The following is a 20,165-nucleotide window of genomic DNA, read 5'->3' as shown; positions in this document are numbered from 1 at the left end:
CGGCTAGCTTAGCGGATGTAAGCTGTCGCGCCCACCCGTGGGTCAGGCCTTAGCGGCTGCCGGGGCCGATTTGCTGCGCGGCTTGAGCTGGGCGCTGGCCATGGCTTCGTCGGTGACGCCGGTTTCGGCACGCATGCCGGCGGCGAGGAACGGCACCATCAGGCGCATCACCTGCTCGATGGAGGTATTGACCCCGAAATCGGTTTCGGCGATAGCCCGCAGCGCCTTGATCCCGGACATGCTGAACGCCGCAGCGCCGAGCATGAAGTGCACGCGCCAGAACAGCTCGATGGGCGGAATACGCGGCGCCGCTTCGTTGACCAGCAGCATGTAGCGGCGGAACACCTTGCCGTACATGTCCTCCAGATAACGCCGCAAGTGCCCCTGGCTCTGGCTGAACGCCAGCCCCAGCAGACGCATGAAGATCGACAGGTCGTTACCGCTGCGCGGCTGCACTACTAGGGCCTGCTCGACGAGGATCTCCAGCAGCTCTTCCAGGCTCGGCTTGTTCTCCGGCCTGGACTGGCGACGCTCAAGCTCACGATCGAGGCTGATGCAGAACGGGCCGAGGAAACGCGAGAATACCGCCTGGATCAAGGCCTTCTTGGACCCGAAATGATAGTTGACCGCTGCCAGGTTGACCCCGGCCTTGCTGGTGATCAGCCGCAATGAGGTTTCGGCAAAACCTTTTTCCGCGAACAACTGCTCGGCAGCATCGAGAATGCGTTCAACGGTTTCCGACTGGGCCATGGCTACTCCGCCTGACAAACACTTGTTTGAAACATACGTTTCAGGCTTTGCAATGTCAAGCCTGCCGGCTTCTGCGCAAGCCGTCCGGCGCGCTATTTAATCACACCTGCCGGCCACTGTAGCCAGCCTTCGGCGCGTGATTGCGGCACCCGGATGACAACCGCTCGGCCACCTCAGGCAAAAGGAGGATTGCCAAGCGACGTTCACTGTATATAATCCCAGTCACTGTATAAAAAGACAGAGCGATCGACATGCTAAAACTGACGCCACGCCAAGCTGAGATTCTGGCTTTTATCAAACGTTGCCTCGAAGACAACGGCTACCCGCCCACCCGTGCGGAAATTGCCCAGGAACTGGGATTCAAATCGCCCAACGCCGCTGAGGAACACCTCAAGGCCCTGGCCCGCAAGGGCGCCATCGAGATGACCCCGGGTGCCTCCCGCGGAATCCGCATTCCCGGCTTCGAAGCCAAGGCCGACGATACCCTGCCGATCATTGGCCGTGTCGCCGCCGGTGCACCGATCCTGGCTCAGCAGCACATCGAAGAGTCCTGCAATATCAACCCGACCTTCTTCCACCCTCGCGCCGACTACCTGCTTCGCGTCCATGGCATGAGCATGAAGGACATCGGCATCTTCGACGGTGACCTGTTGGCGGTACACACCACTCGCGAGGCCCGCAATGGCCAGGTCGTGGTGGCGCGCATCGGCGATGAGGTCACGGTCAAGCGCTTCAAGCGCGAAGGCAGCAAGGTCTGGCTGATTGCCGAGAACCCTGAATTCGCCCCCATCGAAGTCAACCTGAAAGATCAGGATCTGGTGATCGAAGGCTTGAGTGTCGGCGTCATTCGCCGCTAAAGGAGGCTCCATGCAGTTCCCCCACACACCACAGCAAGCACAACTGCCACTGTTCGAGGCGTTCCTGGCCCAGCCATTGGCACCCGCCCTCAAGGAAGTGGTCGAATCGCCCTGGAACAAAGATCCAGAAGCCTTCAGCGAGCTGTCGTTACGCGGCGCCGCCGGGAACTGCCTGAACCTATTGGCACCGATCCTTCGGGAACTCAGCCAGGACCAGGACGCGCGCTGGCTGACACTGATCGCCCCGCCCTCCAGCCTGACCCAAAGCTGGCTACGGGACGCCGGCCTGAATCGCGAGGGGATCCTGCTGCTGCACCCCCGGGGCAATCAGAGCCCGCAACAGCTCGCCTGCGAGGCCCTGCGCCTGGGTCGCAGTCATACCGTAGTCAGCTGGTTGAACCCGTTGAGCGCCAGCGCCCGACAACAGATGATCAGCGCCGCCCGGACTGGCGATGCGCAGAGCCTGAATATTCGCCTGGGATGAAACACCGGGAAAGCGTGGGATTTACGCTTGAATGACACAAGGCTTCTCCAGGATTGAGAAGCCGGAACAAATGCGACGGATGACCGGAGAAACCCGATAGACGGGCTTAGTGCAGAACCCGCGGGCCATCTTCCTTGTCAATTTCACCTTCAACCAATCGACCGGCCATCTGTACGCCGACGCTCAACATGGCCTTGGCCACTTCCACGTGCTGACCTTGCAGAAAGGCTTTGGCATCCTCGGAGAAATCCAAAGTAACCAGAGAACCCTCGTCCTCAGCTCTGCGCAGCTCGATACGGCCGTCTGGCAACTCGACAATTTCTAGAAAGGACGTTGGCATAAAGGTCTGGTCTCCACGAAAGGGCGGGATTATATCAGTCATCACCCCTGCCCCGCTCAGGATCTTGCAAGGGGGGCGTGCCCCCTCACCAGGAATTACTTCCCGATCCTTGCAATCAACACCTAGCCAAACCGACCCCAAGCCCGTGCCAGCCCCCCCTTCAGAAATTCGGCTTGTATTCAAAACCTGCCGAGGCCTGGCTGTCGGAAAACGGCGTGATCAGCGACTTCTTCAGGACCAACCGATTGACCAGGGAGCCGGGAAACATCTGAATGGAGTTGTTGAAGCGCTCCACATTCAGGTTGAACAGGGTAATCGCCCCACCGATATTGCCTTCCTGCTCGGCAACCTCGCGCATCAGGTTGCTCAACAACTCAACGGATTTGAGGTCGGGATAGGCCTCAAACGCAAGATTCAAACCGCCCAGCAAAGCCTTGGTGCCCTGGTCTACCGACTTGAGCGCATCGCCGTCGGCTGCGGATGGCAAGCTACCAATGGCACTACGCAGCCCAACGATCTTTTCCAGCAACTGGCTTTCATAGGCCTGGAAGCCAGCCACTTGCGGTTCCAGCATGTCCAGCACCTTGATCCTCTGGCGCTGGTAGGTCAGCACATCCGACCAGGCCCGCTGGGCCCGGTTATGCGCACCGACAATCTTGTTGTAGTGCACATAGGCAAGAACGCCCAAGGCAATCGCGATGACCAGCAACAACTCCATACTCTACTGCTCCATTTCATCAGTGACCTTCAGCGGAAGATCGAAATTGTTGTCGTGCAGCTCCGCCAACTCATGCACCAGGGCCAGCACCGGAAACAGGTTAGGCAACGGCAGGCCCTGCTCGATATTGGCGTAGAAACTCGGCAGATCGTCAAACGTGCCCGGATCCTTGTAGGCCATGACCTCGGCATCATCGAAACTCAGACATAAATGACCCTCGCTGGAGAATTCCAGATTCACCTTTTTCAGCCGCTGACGAAGTTCCAGCAAGAGAGCCAGTGTGGTGGGCGTTGCGAACTTCGCGCAAGCCAGCTCACTATCACCGGTGAAACTGAAGCTTCTGTTGAAGTCATCGGAAGTAGTCTCAAAGACTTTGCGCTTCTTGCTCTTTGTATTTGGCAGATCACTGCGCACCATCACCCCTCTGACCCAAGGAAAGTCCACCACCAGGCTGAAGCGATCGAAACTCTCATAGACCCGCTCGCTCTCGCCATCGGATTTGCGTTTGTAGTGGGAGTTCACATAACGCAGATGGTGAAAGACAAAGGACAACTGATGCCGCGGGCCCTGGTAGGCCCCCTTGGCTGAAGCCTCGATACGGCGGCTGTCATTGCCGCGATCATAGTCGTCGAACTCACTGCTCAGTTGCGTGAAACACTCATCGGCGGTTCCGCCCGGGTCCCAAAGGCCGTTACTGAGAAATGAACACTTACGGGCTATTTTCTGCGGCAACTCGTCTAACACGGCTTTACGGCCCATCCAGGTATACAAGGTGGCAAAACCCAGGCAGGCCGTCGCAAACCACATCAGCTCCACACCCGCCATGGCCGGGATCGCCGACACAATAGCCAGCATCAACAGCAGCCAGGACTGGGCATGATCGAACTCCAACCCTCCCCTGAAGGACTGGAGCCTGGCGATGACCCTCAATAGATCCTCGTTGCTCTTGGCTCGAGCCACCTCTGCATTGCTAGTGGCCAACAACTTCACCAACTCGGCATCGTGCTTGAGAAACTGCATTAAATTTCCTTGATCAAGTTGCCAGCCTCAGGAACATCTGGAACGGCAGCAAGAGCATGGCTGTCATGCAACTGCGCCAACCGATGCACCAACTCCAACAGTGAATACAGCTTCGGCAACTCGATACCCGCCTTGATCCGCTCGCGAAAGACCGCCAAGTCACTCAGCGAGCCCGGATCGGCATGGGCAATGATGTCCGCATTATCAAAGCTCAGACAGAGCCGCCCTTGACTGGAAAATTCCAGATTGACCCGGTAAAGATGGCGTGAAAGCTCCATCAGGAGGTCCAGGGTTGCTGGCCTGGCGAAGTGTTCGCAACAGGCCTGATCATTACCGCGCAGTACAAAGACCTGGTCGAAATCATCGCGACCGGTCTTGAACGGCTGCCCCGCCAATGACACTTCCAGGGGACTGGAGCGAACCGTAATCTCTGTCACCCACGGGAAATCCAGCACCAGACTGTAGCGGTTGTACGTGTCGTAGACAGTGCGATAGCTGCCGCCGGCACCAGGCTCTTGCCTGGAATTGACGTACTGCAGATGGTGATACTCGAACGTCAAGGACTGGCGAGGCCCCTGGTAGACACCCTGGAGCGAATCCTGGATATGGCGTCGCTCATTACCCCGCTGGTAATCGCTGAACTCGTTGTTCAGCCTTTTCAGGCGCCAGTCGGCACTGCTATCGGATTCGCTCAAGCCATGATGAAACATTACGCACTTGCGCACGATGCTTGCCGCCAGATCAGTCAAGGAGCCAGAGGCCCCTTTGCTGACGTAATAGCTAAAGAAACACAGAGCCAGAAACACCCAGAACATCCCGCCCATGCCGTCCATCAGCAGCGCGACAGCCAGGGAGGCAAACGCCAGGACCAGAAGCGTTATTGCCTGCACATGGTCGAATTCCAGACCGCCGGGGAATATCTCCAGCCTGTCGAGCACTTCCAGCAAGTCAGTATTGGACTGGGCACGAACCACTCGCACCCGGCAATCGTTCAGCAGGCGAAGCAGCGCTTGGTCACGCAAGAAGAACAGCATGAATCTTCCTTGATCAAATAGTCACGCCACCAATCAAGCAGCGCTCAGGATCAACACTCGTTAAGGCCATCCCTGAAACGAATGGCCAGGGCCTTGAGGTTCTGCCGCCAGCTTTCCAGCTCTTCCCGACTCAGTGCCTGCTCGGGCTCCTCTTCATCCAGATTGACCGCAACAATCAGTGGCTGGGTTACGTCGCCCTTGGGCTTGTGCGGCGCCTGTGGCGGCTGAAACAGCTCGCTGTAAGCAGACAGCAGTTGCGCCAGCCAGGTTTGCGGGCTGTGCGCCAATTCCACCAGCTCTGCCAACTCGGGAATGGCAATGCTTTGCAGCACTTCACGATTGAGGATCTGCTCGACCCGGGCCGCATTGGCCTGCGGCAGCCGATAGAACCCGGCAATTTCATGGCACAGCCCCAGCAAGGCCCCGTACAGGTGGAACAGCACCGACTCGCGCCCCGCCTGGACCTGCGCCTGGGCATTCATGGCCCGCCCTTCCTCAGCGCGTGCCAGGGCTTCGAGCGACAGACCGGCAAAGTAGATTTTCTGATTGGTACGGGTATAGAGCTCGTGGGCCATATGGGCAGCCTCCACTGCGAAAAGAGAACCAGATGCAGACGGCACAGTTTCAGGGATCACTCCAGCTTGCCGCAAGCAAAAGAAAGGCCGCATGCCCCCTTGAAGGAGTCATGCGGCCCTGTTGGTCGCTACACCGAGAAGCTAGCCCTCGGCAGGCCAAGCACTTAGCGCTTGTCTTCGACCTTCCATTTACCGCCGTCGTAGAAGGCACGCCAGCCTGTCGGCTTGCCGTCGACTTCGGTCTGCACGTACTGCTCTTTGGTCTTGCGGCTGTAACGCACCACCGCAGGGCGGCCGTCCGGGTCCTTCTGCGGAGCTTCGCAGAGGAAGTGGTACTTGGGATCGATCTCATCCTTGTGCGGGATCAGTTCCAGCACCAACGGCGCACGGGTCTCGCGGTTTTTTGGGAACTGACTGGCCGCCAGGAACAGGCCCGAAGCGCCATCGCGCAGGATGTAGGTGTCGTTGACCTTCTCGCACTTGAGCTCGGGCATCTTCACCGGGTCCATCTTCGGCGGCGCCGCGTCACCGCTTTTCAGCAGCTTGCGAGTGTTCTTGCAGGTCGGGTTGGTGCAACCGAAGAACTTGCCGAAACGGCCGGTCTTGAGCTGCATCTCGCTGCCGCACTTATCACACTCCAGGCTCGGGCCTTCATACCCCTTGATCCGGTAGCTGCCCTCTTCGATCTCGTAGCCGGCGCAATCCGGGTTGTTACCGCAGATGTGCAGCTTGCGCTTTTCGTCCAGCAGGTAGGCATCCATCGCCGTACTGCAGATCGGGCAACGATGCTTGCCGCGCAGCACCAGGGATTCGGACTCGCCCTCGTCGTCCGCGGCGATCTCGTCGCCAGGCACCAGGTTGACGGTGGCCTTGCAACGCTCCTTGGGCGGCAGGCTGTAGCCCGAGCAGCCGAGGAACACGCCGGTGGAGGCGGTACGGATCTGCATCGGCCGGCCGCAGGTCTGGCATGGGATATCGGTCATTACCGGCTGGTTGGCGCGCATGCCGCTTTCGGCGCCCTCGGCCACTTCGAGCTTCTTCTTGAAGTCGCCGTAGAATTCGTCGAGGACGTTCTTCCAGTCGCGCTCGCCCTGGGCCACGTCATCGAGGTTCTCTTCCATGCCGGCGGTGAAGCCGTAGTCCATAAGGTTGGAGAAGCTCTCGGAAAGGCGCTCAGTGACGATGTCGCCCATCTTTTCCGAATAGAAACGACGGTTGTGCAGGGTCACATAGCCGCGATCCTGGATGGTCGAAATGATTGCCGCATAGGTCGAAGGACGACCAATGCCGCGCTTTTCCATTTCCTTCACCAGGCTGGCTTCGGAGTAACGCGCCGGTGGCTTGGTGAAGTGCTGGCTCGGATCGAGCTTGATCAGCTTCAGCACTTCGCCTTGGGCCATTTCCGGCAGCACATCGTCATCGCCCGGCTTGGCCATCTGCGGCATGACCCGGGTGTAACCGTCGAACTTGAGGATGCGGCCCTTGGCACGCAGCTCGAAATCGCCAGCGGCGACGCTGACGGTGGTGGACAGGTATTGCGCCGGCAGCATCTGGCAGGCGACGAACTGGCGCCAGATCAGCTCGTAGAGGCGCTCAGCGTCACGTTCCATGCCCGACAGCTTGCTTGGGTGGGTATTCACATCGGACGGACGAATCGCTTCGTGCGCCTCCTGGGCCCCTTCCTTGCTGCTGTAGACGTTAGGCGAAGCCGGCAGGTACTTGTTGCCGAACTCGTCTTCGATATAGGTACGCGCCATCGCCACGGCATCGGCCGAGAGGTTGGTGGAGTCGGTACGCATATAGGTGATGTAGCCGGCTTCATACAGACGCTGGGCCATCATCATGGTCTTCTTCACCCCGAAGCCCAGGCGATTGCTCGCAGCCTGCTGCAGCGTGGAGGTGATGAACGGCGCCGATGGCTTGCTGCTGGTGGGCTTGTCTTCACGCTTGGCGACGCTGTAGGCCGAGGCCTTGAGCTTCTCCAGGGCGGCCATGGCCTGTGCTTCGTTGAGCGGCTTGAAGGCTTCACCGTTTTCACGGGCCACTTCAAAACGCACATTCGAGCCCTTGGCAGTGCCCAGGTCAGCGTGTACTTCCCAGTATTCTTCCGGGATGAAGGCACGAATCTCACGCTCGCGCTCCACCACCAGCTTCACGGCTACCGACTGCACGCGACCGGCAGACAGGCCACGGGCAATCTTCGCCCACAGCAGCGGCGAAACCATGTAGCCCACCACGCGGTCGAGGAAGCGTCGCGCCTGCTGGGCATTGACTCGATCAATGTCCAGCTCGCCCGGCTGGGAGAAGGCTTCCTGGATCGCCTTCTTGGTGATTTCGTTGAACACCACACGCTTGTAGCGGCTGTCATCACCGCCGATGGCTTCCCGCAGGTGCCAGGCAATGGCTTCCCCTTCGCGGTCCAAGTCCGTTGCGAGATAGATGGTGTCGGCATCCTTGGCAAGGCGGCGCAGCTCTTCGATGACCTTTTCCTTGCCAGGGAGGATTTCGTACTTGGCTTTCCAGCCGTGCTCGGGATCGACGCCCATGCGCGACACCAGCTGCTTGCGAGCCTTTTCCTTCGGCGACAGAGCCGGGGCTTCGCCCGCAGCGGCCTTGCCACGCTTGGCGGCTGGCTCCTTGGCGGCACTTGCCGAACCGCTGGTGGGCAGGTCTCGGATATGGCCGATACTCGACTTCACCACGTATTGGTTACCCAAGTACTTGTTGATGGTCTTGGCCTTAGCCGGGGATTCCACAATGACCAGCGATTTGCCCATGGATCAGAAAATTCCTGAATTCGAGAAGTGAAAGGCGGTTGGCGCCTGACGCGGCACCGCTATATATAGTGGCAACAGGGTGAGGTCAAGCGCAGGGTACTGCGCGACCTGTACTCATGCCGGTGAAAAAAGACTGGGTTCGGCCTGCACCAAAGCAAAGCGCGGGACCTGCTCGCCGTCAACTTCGACCGACTCCAGGAACATGCTCAAGGGCCGCACCCAAAAGCCGTAATCCCCATACAGGGCTTGGTAGAACACCACTTCTTCTTCCGTTTCCGAGTGCCGCGCCACGCTGAAAACGCGGTACTGCGGCCCCTTGTAATGCTGATAGAGCCCGGGTTGTAACTGCATGCTCTGGCCCTCGTGCAATTTTTTCAAAATAAAGACAAACAAATCTTCAGAAAAACAAAAACCGGGGCACTGGGCCCCGGCTTCCATCAACCCAACGCTTAAACGCGTTCGAAGACGGTCGAGATACCCTGGCCAAGGCCGATGCACATGGTGGACACCCCGAAGGTGCCGCCATTCTGCTTCATGACGTTGAGCAGGGTCCCGGAGATACGTGCGCCGGAGCAACCGAACGGGTGACCCAGGGCGATCGCGCCGCCGTGCAGGTTAACCTTCTCGTTCATCTTGTCGAGCACTTTCAGATCTTTCAGCACTGGCAGGGCCTGTGCAGCGAAAGCTTCGTTGAGCTCGAAGAAGTCGATATCGTTGATGCCCAGGCCCGCGCGCTTCAGGGCTTTCTGCGTGGCCGGTACTGGACCATAGCCCATGATGGCCGGATCCACACCTGCAACGGCCATCGAACGAATCACCGCCATCGGCTGGATACCCAGGTCCTGGGCGCGCTGGGCCGACATCACGATCATGCACGAGGCACCGTCGGTGATCTGCGACGAAGTACCGGCAGTCACGGTACCACCTTTAGGGTTGAACGCCGGCTTCAGGGCCGCCAGGCTCTCCAGGGTGGTCTCGGGACGGATGGTTTCGTCGTAGTCGAACAGTTTCAGGAAACCGTTCTCGTCGTAACCCTGCATCGGGATGATTTCATCCTTGAACTTGCCTTCCACAGTCGCCTTGTGGGCGAGCTGGTGCGAGCGCACGCCAAAGGCGTCCTGCTGCTCACGGGTGATGCCGTGCATCTTGCCCAGCATCTCGGCGGTCAGGCCCATCATGCCGGAGGCTTTGGCTGCGTACAGGGACATGTGCGGGTTCGGATCGACACCGTGCATCATGCTCACGTGGCCCATGTGCTCGACGCCGCCGACCACGAACACGTCACCGTTGCCGGTCATGATCGCTTGCGCGGCAGTGTGCAAAGCACTCATGGACGAGCCACACAGGCGGCTGACGGTCTGGCCGGCCGAGGTGTGCGGGATCTGGGTCATCAGCGACGCCATGCGTGCGATGTTCCAGCCCTGCTCCAGGGTCTGGTTGACGCAGCCCCAGATCACGTCCTCGACTTCCGCCGGGTCGACCTTGGCGTTGCGTTCCAGCAGTTTGCTGATCAGGTGCGCCGACATGTCTTCGGCGCGGGTGTTGCGGTGCATGCCGCCCTTGGAGCGGCCCATCGGAGTACGACCGAAGTCGACAATCACGACGTCTCTAGGATTCAAGCTCATATGTTCACTCTCGCTCTAGTGTGGGCGCTTAACCGAAGAAGCTCTGGCCGTTCTTGGCCATTTCACGCAGCTTCGCGGTCGGGTGGTACAGCGCGCCCAGATCGGCGTACTGGTCGGCCAGGGCAACGAACTCGGCAACACCGATGGAATCGATGTAGCGCAGCGCACCGCCACGGAATGGAGGGAAACCAATGCCGTAGACCAGGCCCATGTCAGCTTCGGCAGCGGTTTCAACGATGCCGTCTTCCAGGCAACGAACGGTTTCCAGGCACAACGGGATCATCATCCAGTTGATGATGTCTTCGTCGGTGACTTCACGCTGCTCGTAGACAATCGGCTTGAGCACTTCCAGCACCGACGGATCGGCCACCTTCTTCTGCTTGCCCTTCTTGTCGGTTTCGTAGGCGTAGAAGCCCTTGCCGTTCTTCTGGCCCAGGCGCTTGGCTTCGTAGAGCACGTCCACGGCCGAGCGGCGATCGTCCTTCATGCGATCCGGGAAGCCTTCGGCCATGACGTCGCGACCGTGGTGGCCGGTGTCGATGCCGACCACGTCCATCAGGTACGCCGGGCCCATTGGCCAGCCGAATTTCTCCATGATCTTGTCGATGCGCACGAAGTCCACACCGGCGCTGACCAGCTTGGCGAAACCGCCGAAGTACGGGAACAGCACGCGGTTGACCAAAAAGCCCGGGCAGTCGTTGACCACGATCGGGTTCTTGCCCATTTTCTTGGCGTAGGCAACGGTGGTGGCAACGGCCAGCTCGCTGGACTTCTCGCCACGGATCACTTCCACCAGCGGCATCATGTGCACCGGGTTGAAGAAGTGCATGCCGACGAAGTTTTCCGGACGCTTGAGAGCCTTGGCCAGCAGGCTGATGGAAATGGTCGAGGTGTTGGACGCCAGGATGGTGTCCTCCTTGACCTGGCCTTCCACTTCAGCCAGTACGATCTGCTTGACCTTGGGGTTCTCGACCACGGCCTCAACCACCAGGTCGACGTTGCCGAAGTCACCGTAGGACAGGGTCGGACGAATGCCGTTGAGCACTTCAGCCATCTTCGCGGCGGTCATGCGGCCTTTGTCAACACGGCCCACCAGCAGTTTTGCGGCTTCCGCCAGCCCCTGCTCGATGCCGTGTTCGTTGATGTCCTTCATCAGGATCGGCGTACCTTTGGAGGCCGACTGGTAGGCGATGCCGCCACCCATGATACCGGCGCCGAGTACGGCGGCCTGCTTCACGTCCTTGGCGATTTCGTCGTAGGCCTTGGCCTTTTTCTTCAGTTCCTGATCGTTCAGGAACAGGCCGATCAGGCTTTGCGCAGCAGAGGTCTTGGCCAGTTTGACGAAGCCGGCAGCCTCTACTTCCAAGGCTTTGTCGCGACCGAAGTTGGCGGCTTTCTGAATGGTCTTGATCGCTTCGACCGGTGCCGGGTAGTTCGGGCCAGCCTGGCCGGCCACGAAACCTTTGGCGGTTTCGAAAGCCATCATCTGCTCAATGGCGTTGAGCTTGAGCTTTTCCAGCTTAGGCTGGCGCTTGGCCTTGTAGTCGAACTCGCCGGAAATGGCGCGCTTGACCAGGGCCAGAGCGGCGTCCTTGAGTTTGTCTGGAGCAACCACGGCGTCGACGGCACCGACTTTCAGCGCGTCTTCAGCACGGTTTTCCTTGCCGGCGGCAATCCACTCGATGGCGTTGTCGGCACCGATCAGACGCGGCAGGCGCACGGTACCGCCGAAGCCCGGGTAGATGCCCAGCTTGACTTCCGGCAAGCCGATCTTGGCACTGGCAGCCATGACGCGGTAGTCCGCCGCCAGGCACATTTCCAGGCCGCCGCCCAGGGCGATGCCGTTGATCGCGGCAACGGTTGGCACGTTGAGGTCTTCGAAATCGCTGAAGATCTTGTTGGCTTCGAGGTTGCCTGCCACCAGCTCGGCATCCGGCAGCTTGAAGTTGTCGACAAACTCGGTGATGTCGGCGCCGACGATGAACACGTCCTTGCCGCTGCTGACGATCACGCCCTTGATCGAAGCATCTGCCTTGATGGTGTCAACAGCCTGACGCAATTCGTTCAGGGTTAGACGGTTGAACTTGTTGACGGACTCACCCTTGAGGTCGAAATTCAATTCGACGATGCCACTTTCAAGAGCCTTAACCGTGATGGCTTTACCTTCGTAAATCATCAACTGATCTCCACGATATGGAAGCTGAACAGTACACGTCGGACGCTGACTTCTGGCATGGCACTAACGTCACCGTCGATGCTAACGCCAATCCGCCAGGCACACCCGCCAACGCGATAGTCGGGATTCTGTATAGAGCCGCCTGCGATGCAAACGCTCATTTCATACGCCCGTTTGATTTGGGTACGCCACATTCAGGGAAAATCCAGCAATTGTCAATCGTCCAAAATGCTGTTTGAAACGCGACTTTGCGGTCACTCCATTGCTCCCTGGACGATCAACACACCCCTGCATTCATAGTCATTCATAGGATCTATATTTAGAAAATGCGCCCTAAATCTCCCACTGAATGGGATAAAGAGCGACTACGCTGGGAAAATATCTGAAGAAGCCGCACAGTTTGTGTGACAGGGGCGCCGCCCCATTCTGCAAGAGGCCACCCCGAGTGGCAGCCACGAGATTACCGGCCTGCCTGGCCATCCCCGCCCGATGCTGATATCGGGCTTTTTATTGCCGGCTGCCCGCGATTGCCGCGCGCACCCTCCCCTGGATGACTCAGGCCAACGCCTTGAGCACCGAGGCAATATCCTGCAAAACACTGACCTCGCCACGCTCGTTCCAGTACAGGGCGATCATCTGCTTGTCCGCCTCGACCTTGAACACCCCTGCCGGCAAGGCCTGGAAGTGCTTGAGCAGTGACTCATCGACACAGGGCTCGCGCCACTGATTGACCCAGTTGCCCGGCGCGATCTGCCAATAACTCCAACACACAGGCTGCCCGCTGCGCCGTGGCCGGTGATACTGCGGGCAAGGGTTGGGCGGCTCCTGGCCCAGCCAGTGCGGCCACTCCTGAGGGGCCAGTTGCATGGCCAGGCCCATGCGTCGCGCCTCCATGCGCAAGGCGATCAACCCGCTCTGGCGACGAGAAGGTCGCAACCACGCCAGCGGACTGAGAACTACCGCAAGGATTGACACCACTATCCAGACCGTCATATCTGTACTCTCGATTTTTGATGAGCGGGACCTGGGTCAAACCAACCCGCTTGAAACCAGCCATACTTGAAGCTATTGCAACCCTCAGGAGGAGCACCTCATGCCCTACCACCATATTCTGGTCGCCGTAGATCTAACCGAAGAGTGCGATCCTGTTATCCACCGTGCTCGCGAGCTGTCGGTGAGCAATGGAGCCAAGCTGTCCCTGGTGCACATTGTCGAACCCATGGCCATGGCCTTCGGGGGCGACGTCCCCATGGATCTTTCGCAGTTGCAGCAGCAACAGTTCGACCAGGCCCGGGAGCGCCTTGATCGGCTGATCAACAAGTACCCGGAGCTGACCAAGGAATACAGCCACCTGACCTACGGCCAGCCGCGCCAGGAAATCCATCACCTGGCCAAGGAACAGGAATGCGACCTGATCGTGGTCGGCAGCCACGGCCGACATGGCCTGGCCCTGCTGCTGGGCTCCACCGCCAATGACGTCCTGCACGGCGCGCCTTGCGATGTGCTGGCCGTGCACCTGGTCAAACGCTGAACCCGCCCCGAGGGTTGCCGGCTCCCAAAAGCCGGCAAGCGCACTGAAAAAAAGCCCGACTCTGCAGTCGGGCTTTTTTATCAGCGACCGGTCACTCAGGCATCCAATTCGGCCCAGCGCTCGACCATCTGCTCCAGTTCGGCATTCAACTGCTCAAGGCGGGCAATTACCGCTGCAGTTTCCGCCGCCGGGCGCTGATAGAAACCAGCGTCGGCCATTTCCGCCTCGACCCCGGCAATCTGCTGCTCCATGGCATCGATCTGCCCCGGCAAAGCCTCAAGCTCGCGCTGCAATTTGTAGCTGAGCTTCTTTTTCGCCGCCGGCGCTTCCTGGGCAGGAGCCGGAGCCGCCTGTACCGGTGCCACCACTGCAGAATTCAGCTCGGCCTTGCCGGACTTGTTCTCGGTCACTCCCAGCAACCGCGGCGAACCGCCCTGGCGCAACCAGTCCTGATAGCCGCCGACGTACTCGCGCACCTTGCCTTCGCCTTCGAAGACCAGGGTGCTGGTCACCACGTTGTCGAGGAATGCCCGGTCGTGGCTGACCATCAGCACAGTGCCCTGGAAGGTCAGCAGCACCTCTTCCAGCAGTTCGAGGGTTTCCACATCCAGGTCGTTGGTCGGTTCATCGAGCACCAGCAGGTTGGCCGGTTTACTGAACAGCTTGGCCAGCAGCAACCGCGCACGCTCGCCGCCAGACAACGCCTTGACCGGCGTGCGAGCACGCTGCGGGCTGAACAGGAAGTCGCCGAGGTAGCTCAGCACGTGGCGGCTCTGGCCATCGATCTCAATGAAGTCGCGACCTTCGGCGACGTTGTCGATCACGGTCTTTTCCAGATCCAGTTGATGGCGCAACTGGTCGAAGTAGGCCACGTCGATACGCGTACCCTCTTCCACCCTACCGCTGCTGGGCACCAGGCCACCGAGCATCAGCTTGAGCAGCGTGGTCTTGCCGGTACCGTTGGCGCCCAAGAGGCCGATGCGGTCGCCGCGCTGCAGGACCATGGAGAAGTCCTTGACCAGGAACGGACCGTCCGGGTGAGCGAAGCTGACGTTCTCCAGCACCATCACCTGCTTGCCGGACTTGTCTGCGGTTTCCAGCTGGATATTGGCCTTGCCGGTACGCTCGCGACGTTCGCTGCGCTCGACACGCAGCGCCTTGAGGGCGCGCACGCGGCCTTCGTTGCGGGTGCGCCGGGCCTTGATGCCCTGGCGAATCCAGACTTCCTCCTGGGCCAGGCGCTTGTCGAACAGCGCGTTGGCGGTTTCTTCCGCCGCCAGCATGGCTTCCTTGTGCACCAGGAAGCTGGCGTAGTCGCCGTTCCAGTCGATCAGGCCGCCGCGGTCCAGTTCGAGGATGCGGGTGGCCAGGTTCTGCAGGAAGGAACGGTCGTGGGTGATAAAGAGGACGGCCCCCTGGAAATCCTTCAGCGCCTCTTCCAGCCAGGCGATGGCACCGATGTCCAGGTGGTTGGTGGGCTCGTCGAGCAGCAGCAGGTCCGGCTCGGACACCAGGGCCTGGGCTAGCAGCACGCGACGACGCCAGCCGCCGGACAACTCGGCGAGGGTCTTGTCGGCCGGCAGCTGCAGGCGGCTCAGGGTGCTGTCCACCAGTTGTTGCAGGCGCCAGCCGTCACGGGCTTCGAGGTCGTGCTGGACGTGCATCAGTTTTTCCAGATCGGCGTCGGTGACGATGTTCTGGCTCAGGTGGTGGTACTGAGCCAGCAACTCGCCGACACCGTCCAGGCCCTGGGCGACCACGTCGAACACGGTCCGCTCGTCGGCCACCGGCAATTCCTGGGGCAATTCGCCGATCTTCAGACCGGGTGCGCGCCATACGGAGCCGTCGTCGGGCTTCTGATCGCCCTTGACCAGCTTCATCATGCTGGATTTACCAGTACCGTTACGGCCGATGATGCACACCCGCTCACCACGGGCGATCTGCCAGGACACCTTGTCCAACAACGGCATGGCGCCGAAAGCAAGGGACACATCGCTGAATTTGAGCAGGGTCATGTTCTTCTCCAAAAACCGGGCGCGCATTCTACCTGAGTTGAGCCCACAGAAGGCCGGGTATTTCGCCCAAGAGGGTGCTCGCGGCACATTTGTTGCCAACTGATGCCAGCAGGCCGGCAAAGCTTTCACCGGTTGCTGGCAAAAGGCTAAGCTAGTGAGCAATCAGTGTTGGCCCTGTCGGCACTTGTCATGATTTCTCTGCCCGGATGTCTCATGCGCAGTCGCCTTTTCAGTGTTTTATCTTGCCTGCTTCTTTCCACCACAGCCGTCCACTGCGCCCAGGCGGCAGACCTGACTCTACAGCGCCAGTATTACGATGAAGCCAAGCGCGCCCTGGCCAAAGGCGATTCCGGCCCTTATTTCCGTTATGCCGATGCGCTGCGCGACTATCCGCTGGAGCCCTACCTGGCCTACGACGAGCTCACAGCCCGGCTGAAATCCGCCAGCAACCCCGAGATCGAGAAGTTCCTCGCCGAACATGGCGACCTGCCCCAGGCCAACTGGATGAAACTGCGCTGGTTGCGCTGGCTGGCCGAACGCGGCGACTGGGCGACCTTCACCAAGTACTACGATCCGAAACTCAACTTCACCGAACTGGACTGCCTCAATGGCCAGTACCAGCTGGGGCACAACCTCAAGGCCGAAGGCTACGCCGCCACCGAGAAGCTCTGGCTGACCGGCAAATCCCAACCTGCTGCCTGCGACGCGTTGTTCGCCCAGTGGGCCGCCGAAGGCCAGTTGACCGAACAGAAGCGCTGGCAGCGAGCCAAACTGGCTGCCGAGGCCCGCAACTATCCCCTGGCCAACAGCCTGGTAAAGAGCATGACCACCCTGGCGCCCCAGGGCCGCCTGCTGGTGGACGTGGCGCAAAAACCCGAACTGCTGAGCCAGCCCTCGCGCTTCCAGCCTGCCGATGAAGCCATGTCCGACGTGGTTGGCCTCGGCCTGCGCCGCCTGGCGCGCCAGGATCCGGACAAGGCCATGGCCCTGCTGGATGGCTATGCCAGCAGCATGCACTTTTCCCGTGACGAAAAAGTGGCCATCGCCCGCGAGATCGGCCTGACCCTGGCACGGCGCTTCGACAGCCGCGCCCTGGACGTGATGACCAAGTACGATCCCGAGCTGCGGGACAACACCGTCTCCGAATGGCGCCTGCGCCTGCTGCTGCGCCTGGCGCGCTGGGAAGACGCCTACCAGCTGACCCGCAAGCTGCCCCAGGACCTGGCCACCACCAACCGCTGGCGCTACTGGCAGGCCCGTAGCCTGGAACTGGCCGAACCGAAGAACCCTCAGGCCCAGGTATTGTTCAAGGGCCTGGCCCGGGAGCGGGATTTCTACGGCTTCCTTGCCGCCGATCACGCCAAGGCGCCCTACCAGCTCAACAACCAGCCGCTGATGCTCAGCCAGGCCGTGATCAACAAGGTACGCAACACCCCGGGTGTACGCCGCGCCCTGGAGCTGCATGCCCGCGGGCAGATCGTCGACGGCCGCCGCGAGTGGTACCACGTCAGCCGGCATTTCAACCGCGACGAAATGGTTGCCCAGGCCAAGCTGGCCTACGACCTGAAATGGTACTTCCCGGCCATTCGCACCATCAGCCAGGCCCAGTACTGGGATGACCTGGACATCCGCTTCCCCATGGCCCACCGCGACACCCTGGTGCGCGAAGCCAAGGTTCGCGGCCTGCATTCCAGCTGGGTGTTCGCCATTACCCGCCAGGAAAGCGCCTTCATGGACGACGCCCGTTCCGGCGTCGGCGCCAGCGGCCTGATGCAACTGATGCCCGGCACCGCCAAGGAAACCGCGCGCAAGTTCAGCATTCCCCTGGCCTCGCCCCAGCAAGTGCTGGACCCGGACAAGAACATCCAGTTGGGCGCCGCCTACCTGAGCCAGGTCCACAGCCAGTTCAACGGCAACCGGGTACTGGCTTCCGCCGCCTACAACGCCGGCCCCGGGCGGGTGCGCCAGTGGCTCAAGGGGGCCGACCACCTGAGTTTCGATGTCTGGGTGGAAAGCATTCCTTTCGACGAAACCCGCCAGTACGTGCAGAACGTACTGTCCTACTCGGTGATCTACGGCCAGAAGCTCAATTCGCCGCAGCCCCTGGTCGACTGGCACGAACGCTACTTCGACGATCAGTAAGCACCGACCCACAACAAAAAATGCCCGCAGCAATGCGGGCATTTTTGTATCTCCCCCCCCAATACCTATAGCCGCTGCCGAGCCTGCGACCGGGCGCGAAGTGGCCGTAAAGCGCTCGCTACGTTGGCGAGGACTACGTGCTCGTGCGCAGCCTCGCCGGCTCAGCAGCGACTACAGGGATCAGGGGGGCGTGGGCTCAGCCATCGCTGAATTGCAGGGCCGCCAGGCGCGCATACAAGGGGTTGCTGGCAATCAGTTGCTGGTGGGTACCCACCGCGACCAGCCTGCCCTGGTCCATGACCGCGATCCGGTCGGCATTCTTCACCGTGGCCAGGCGATGGGCGATCACCAGGGTGGTGCGGTTCTTCATCAGGCTGGGCAAGGCCTGCTGGATCAGATGCTCGCTTTGCGCGTCGAGGGCGCTGGTGGCTTCGTCCAGTAGCAGGATCGGCGCGTCCACCAGCAAGGCCCGAGCTATCGCCAGGCGCTGGCGCTGGCCGCCCGAAAGGCCAAGCCCGGCATCCCCCAGGTGGGTCTGGTAGCGCTCGGGCATCTGTTCGATGAACTCATGGGCATAGGCGATCTTCGCCGCTTCCTGGACCTGGGCCAGGGTCGCCTCGGGATTGCCGTAGCGAATGTTCTCCTCGATGCTGCCGTAGAACAGCGCCGGGCTTTGCGAAACCAGGGCGAAGCAGCGGCGCAAGTCCAGCGGGTCGAGCTGGGTCAGGGCCACGCCATCCAGCAGGATCCTTCCCTGCTGCGGGTCGTAGAAGCGCAGCAACAGATCATAAAGGGTGGATTTACCAGCCCCGGAAGGCCCCACCAACGCCAGAGTCTCTCCGGCCCGGATGCTCAGGCTCAAACCATCGATCGCGAAGCGGTCGGGCCGCGACGGATAGGAAAACCGCAGACCGTCCAACTCCAGATCACCCCGCACCCGCGCCGGCAGGCTTACCAGCCCGTCGGCGGGCGGCTGGATGATATTGTCCGCCCGCAACAATTCGGCAATCCGCTCCGCCGCGCCGGCCGCGCGCTGCAACTCGCCGATCACTTCGCTCAGGGTGCCGAAGGCACTGCCGACAATCAGGCTGTAGAAGACGAATGCCGCCAGCTCGCCGCCGGAGATGCGCCCGGCAATCACGTCCATGCCACCGACCCAGAGCATCACCCCCACCGCCCCCAGCACCAGGACGATCACCAGGGTGATCAGCCAGGCACGCTGGACAATCCGCTTGCGCGCCGTGTCGAACGCCTGCTCCACGGTCACGGCAAACCGCCGTTCATCCTGGGGTTGGTGGTTGTAGGCCTGGACCGTCTTGATCTGGCCGAGGGTTTCCGAGACATAGCTGCCGACATCGGCAATCCGGTCCTGGCTCAGGCGCGACAGGCTGCGCACCCGCCGACCGAAGATCAGGATTGGCGCCAGCACCAGCGGCAAGGCGATGACCACAATGCTGGTGAGCTTGGGGTTGGTGACAAACAGCAGCACGATCCCCCCCAGCACCATCAGCGCATTGCGCAAAAACAGCGACAGCGAAGACCCGATCACCGATTGCAGCAAGGTGGTATCCGCGGTCAAGCGCGACTGAATTTCCGAGCTGCGGTTGTTTTCGTAAAACCCGGGATGCAGGTAGATCAGGTGATTGAACACCTGGCGCCGGATATCCGCCACGCAACGCTCGCCAATCCACGACACCAGGTAAAAGCGCACGAAGGTGCCCACCGCCAGCGCCAGCACCAGCAGCAGGAACAGGCCGATGGACTGGTTCAACAGATGGGGCGATTGAGTCATGAAGCCCTGGTCCACCAACAGGCGAATGCCCTGCCCCATGGACAGGGTAATGCCGGCGGTAACTATCAGTGCCAGCAAGGCGCCCAGCGCCTGCCAACGGTAGGGAGCGACAAAGCGGCTGGCCAGATGCAGCGCCCGGCGGTGACGAGAAGAAAGCATGCTGTTCATCCATTGACGCACCGGCGAGCCGTTCGTTGCAGCAACGGCAACGAGATGAATTCGCAGGAACTTTGGTAAATCACAATGAGTCAGGTTGATTATGACCGCTGACACTAGAGCCTAGAGATTATCGGTCTAATCCGTGGCTGGCACTCCCCGGGCATTTCTGT

The 20,165-nt window shown here is 60.5% G+C and carries 17 protein-coding genes; 4 read left to right on the top strand and 13 right to left on the bottom strand.

From position 1 onward, the window contains the following. Positions 1 to 42 precede the first annotated feature (42 nt). Positions 43 to 750 carry a TetR/AcrR family transcriptional regulator gene (locus AC1RL5_RS28380; RefSeq protein WP_011060270.1) on the bottom strand — a complete coding sequence of 236 codons (708 nt, stop codon included), beginning with the start codon at positions 748 to 750 and terminating at the stop codon, positions 43 to 45. Positions 751 to 1,001: 251 nt separating this feature from the next. On the opposite strand from AC1RL5_RS28380, the gene lexA reads away from it, so the two are divergent. Then, the gene (gene lexA, locus AC1RL5_RS28375; protein WP_011060269.1) at positions 1,002 to 1,607 is read left to right on the top strand and encodes a transcriptional repressor LexA; all 606 of its coding nucleotides are present in this window, start codon (positions 1,002 to 1,004) and stop codon (positions 1,605 to 1,607) included. 10 nt (positions 1,608 to 1,617) lie between these two features. Then, a complete protein-coding gene (gene sulA, locus AC1RL5_RS28370; protein ID WP_093406251.1) occupies positions 1,618 to 2,091 on the top strand; it encodes an SOS-induced cell division inhibitor SulA in 474 nt (157 codons plus the stop codon). 106 nt (positions 2,092 to 2,197) lie between these two features. Here the strand turns inward: sulA and AC1RL5_RS28365 are convergent, their stop codons facing one another. The 10 genes from AC1RL5_RS28365 to AC1RL5_RS28320 form a co-directional block, all read right to left on the bottom strand. Continuing rightward, positions 2,198 to 2,431, bottom strand: a complete 234-nt coding sequence (locus AC1RL5_RS28365) for a hypothetical protein (RefSeq protein ID WP_011060267.1) — start codon at positions 2,429 to 2,431, stop codon at positions 2,198 to 2,200. Positions 2,432 to 2,591: 160 nt separating this feature from the next. After that, positions 2,592 to 3,149, bottom strand: a complete 558-nt coding sequence (locus AC1RL5_RS28360) for a LemA family protein (RefSeq protein WP_093406256.1) — start codon at positions 3,147 to 3,149, stop codon at positions 2,592 to 2,594. A 3-nt stretch (positions 3,150 to 3,152) separates the two neighbouring features. After that, positions 3,153 to 4,169, bottom strand: coding sequence for a hypothetical protein (locus tag AC1RL5_RS28355; RefSeq protein ID WP_093406260.1), 1,017 nt, complete (start codon positions 4,167 to 4,169; stop codon positions 3,153 to 3,155). After that, positions 4,169 to 5,203, bottom strand: a complete 1,035-nt coding sequence (locus AC1RL5_RS28350; protein WP_093406265.1) for a hypothetical protein — start codon at positions 5,201 to 5,203, stop codon at positions 4,169 to 4,171. Before AC1RL5_RS28350 ends, AC1RL5_RS28355 begins: the two co-directional genes overlap by 1 nt. A 50-nt stretch (positions 5,204 to 5,253) precedes the next feature. Then, positions 5,254 to 5,778, bottom strand: coding sequence for a DUF6586 family protein (locus AC1RL5_RS28345; RefSeq protein WP_047336171.1), 525 nt, complete (start codon positions 5,776 to 5,778; stop codon positions 5,254 to 5,256). Positions 5,779 to 5,942: 164 nt separating this feature from the next. Then, positions 5,943 to 8,555 (bottom strand): type I DNA topoisomerase, encoded by a 2,613-nt coding sequence (gene topA, locus AC1RL5_RS28340; RefSeq protein WP_011060262.1) that lies wholly within the window; start codon positions 8,553 to 8,555, stop codon positions 5,943 to 5,945. Positions 8,556 to 8,669: 114 nt separating this feature from the next. After that, positions 8,670 to 8,906 carry a DUF1653 domain-containing protein gene (locus AC1RL5_RS28335; protein ID WP_019093731.1) on the bottom strand — a complete coding sequence of 79 codons (237 nt, stop codon included), beginning with the start codon at positions 8,904 to 8,906 and terminating at the stop codon, positions 8,670 to 8,672. A gap of 98 nt (positions 8,907 to 9,004) precedes the next feature. After that, positions 9,005 to 10,180, bottom strand: a complete 1,176-nt coding sequence (gene fadA, locus AC1RL5_RS28330) for an acetyl-CoA C-acyltransferase FadA (RefSeq protein WP_011060261.1) — start codon at positions 10,178 to 10,180, stop codon at positions 9,005 to 9,007. 28 nt (positions 10,181 to 10,208) lie between these two features. Next, positions 10,209 to 12,356 (bottom strand): fatty acid oxidation complex subunit alpha FadB, encoded by a 2,148-nt coding sequence (fadB, locus tag AC1RL5_RS28325; RefSeq protein WP_011060260.1) that lies wholly within the window; start codon positions 12,354 to 12,356, stop codon positions 10,209 to 10,211. 555 nt (positions 12,357 to 12,911) lie between these two features. Then, positions 12,912 to 13,349 carry a hypothetical protein gene (locus AC1RL5_RS28320; RefSeq protein WP_011060259.1) on the bottom strand — a complete coding sequence of 146 codons (438 nt, stop codon included), beginning with the start codon at positions 13,347 to 13,349 and terminating at the stop codon, positions 12,912 to 12,914. Positions 13,350 to 13,449: 100 nt separating this feature from the next. Here AC1RL5_RS28320 and AC1RL5_RS28315 point away from each other — a divergent pair, with 100 nt between their 5' ends. Then, positions 13,450 to 13,887 (top strand): universal stress protein, encoded by a 438-nt coding sequence (locus AC1RL5_RS28315; protein ID WP_011060258.1) that lies wholly within the window; start codon positions 13,450 to 13,452, stop codon positions 13,885 to 13,887. A gap of 95 nt (positions 13,888 to 13,982) precedes the next feature. On the opposite strand, the gene AC1RL5_RS28310 is transcribed toward AC1RL5_RS28315, so the two are convergent. Then, positions 13,983 to 15,902, bottom strand: a complete 1,920-nt coding sequence (locus AC1RL5_RS28310) for an ATP-binding cassette domain-containing protein (RefSeq protein WP_492589946.1) — start codon at positions 15,900 to 15,902, stop codon at positions 13,983 to 13,985. Positions 15,903 to 16,115: 213 nt separating this feature from the next. Here AC1RL5_RS28310 and AC1RL5_RS28305 point away from each other — a divergent pair, with 213 nt between their 5' ends. Beyond that, positions 16,116 to 18,044, top strand: a complete 1,929-nt coding sequence (locus AC1RL5_RS28305; RefSeq protein WP_011060256.1) for a transglycosylase SLT domain-containing protein — start codon at positions 16,116 to 16,118, stop codon at positions 18,042 to 18,044. Between the two features lie 196 nt (positions 18,045 to 18,240). Here the strand turns inward: AC1RL5_RS28305 and AC1RL5_RS28300 are convergent, their stop codons facing one another. Further along, entirely contained in the window at positions 18,241 to 20,004 is a 1,764-nt protein-coding gene (locus AC1RL5_RS28300) for an ABC transporter transmembrane domain-containing protein (RefSeq protein ID WP_176876761.1), read from the bottom strand. Positions 20,005 to 20,165: the final 161 nt, after the last annotated feature.

It is taken from the genome of Pseudomonas sp. GW822-FHT06D10, from assembly GCF_058799535.1.
This window is presented reverse-complemented; position numbering and strand designations above follow the sequence as displayed.

What these genes read in the sequence shown, in the direction of transcription:
- AC1RL5_RS28380 (WP_011060270.1), bottom strand. Translation starts at nt 750, where the DNA reads ATGGCCCAGTCGGAAACCGTTGAACGCATTCTCGATGCTGCCGAGCAG.
- lexA (WP_011060269.1), top strand. Translation starts at nt 1,002, where the DNA reads ATGCTAAAACTGACGCCACGCCAAGCTGAGATTCTGGCTTTTATCAAA.
- sulA (WP_093406251.1), top strand. Translation starts at nt 1,618, where the DNA reads ATGCAGTTCCCCCACACACCACAGCAAGCACAACTGCCACTGTTCGAG.
- AC1RL5_RS28365 (WP_011060267.1), bottom strand. Translation starts at nt 2,431, where the DNA reads ATGCCAACGTCCTTTCTAGAAATTGTCGAGTTGCCAGACGGCCGTATC.
- AC1RL5_RS28360 (WP_093406256.1), bottom strand. Translation starts at nt 3,149, where the DNA reads ATGGAGTTGTTGCTGGTCATCGCGATTGCCTTGGGCGTTCTTGCCTAT.
- AC1RL5_RS28355 (WP_093406260.1), bottom strand. Translation starts at nt 4,169, where the DNA reads ATGCAGTTTCTCAAGCACGATGCCGAGTTGGTGAAGTTGTTGGCCACT.
- AC1RL5_RS28350 (WP_093406265.1), bottom strand. Translation starts at nt 5,203, where the DNA reads ATGCTGTTCTTCTTGCGTGACCAAGCGCTGCTTCGCCTGCTGAACGAT.
- AC1RL5_RS28345 (WP_047336171.1), bottom strand. Translation starts at nt 5,778, where the DNA reads ATGGCCCACGAGCTCTATACCCGTACCAATCAGAAAATCTACTTTGCC.
- topA (WP_011060262.1), bottom strand. Translation starts at nt 8,555, where the DNA reads ATGGGCAAATCGCTGGTCATTGTGGAATCCCCGGCTAAGGCCAAGACC.
- AC1RL5_RS28335 (WP_019093731.1), bottom strand. Translation starts at nt 8,906, where the DNA reads ATGCAGTTACAACCCGGGCTCTATCAGCATTACAAGGGGCCGCAGTAC.
- fadA (WP_011060261.1), bottom strand. Translation starts at nt 10,180, where the DNA reads ATGAGCTTGAATCCTAGAGACGTCGTGATTGTCGACTTCGGTCGTACT.
- fadB (WP_011060260.1), bottom strand. Translation starts at nt 12,356, where the DNA reads ATGATTTACGAAGGTAAAGCCATCACGGTTAAGGCTCTTGAAAGTGGC.
- AC1RL5_RS28320 (WP_011060259.1), bottom strand. Translation starts at nt 13,349, where the DNA reads ATGACGGTCTGGATAGTGGTGTCAATCCTTGCGGTAGTTCTCAGTCCG.
- AC1RL5_RS28315 (WP_011060258.1), top strand. Translation starts at nt 13,450, where the DNA reads ATGCCCTACCACCATATTCTGGTCGCCGTAGATCTAACCGAAGAGTGC.
- AC1RL5_RS28310 (WP_492589946.1), bottom strand. Translation starts at nt 15,902, where the DNA reads ATGACCCTGCTCAAATTCAGCGATGTGTCCCTTGCTTTCGGCGCCATG.
- AC1RL5_RS28305 (WP_011060256.1), top strand. Translation starts at nt 16,116, where the DNA reads ATGCGCAGTCGCCTTTTCAGTGTTTTATCTTGCCTGCTTCTTTCCACC.
- AC1RL5_RS28300 (WP_176876761.1), bottom strand. Translation starts at nt 20,004, where the DNA reads ATGAACAGCATGCTTTCTTCTCGTCACCGCCGGGCGCTGCATCTGGCC.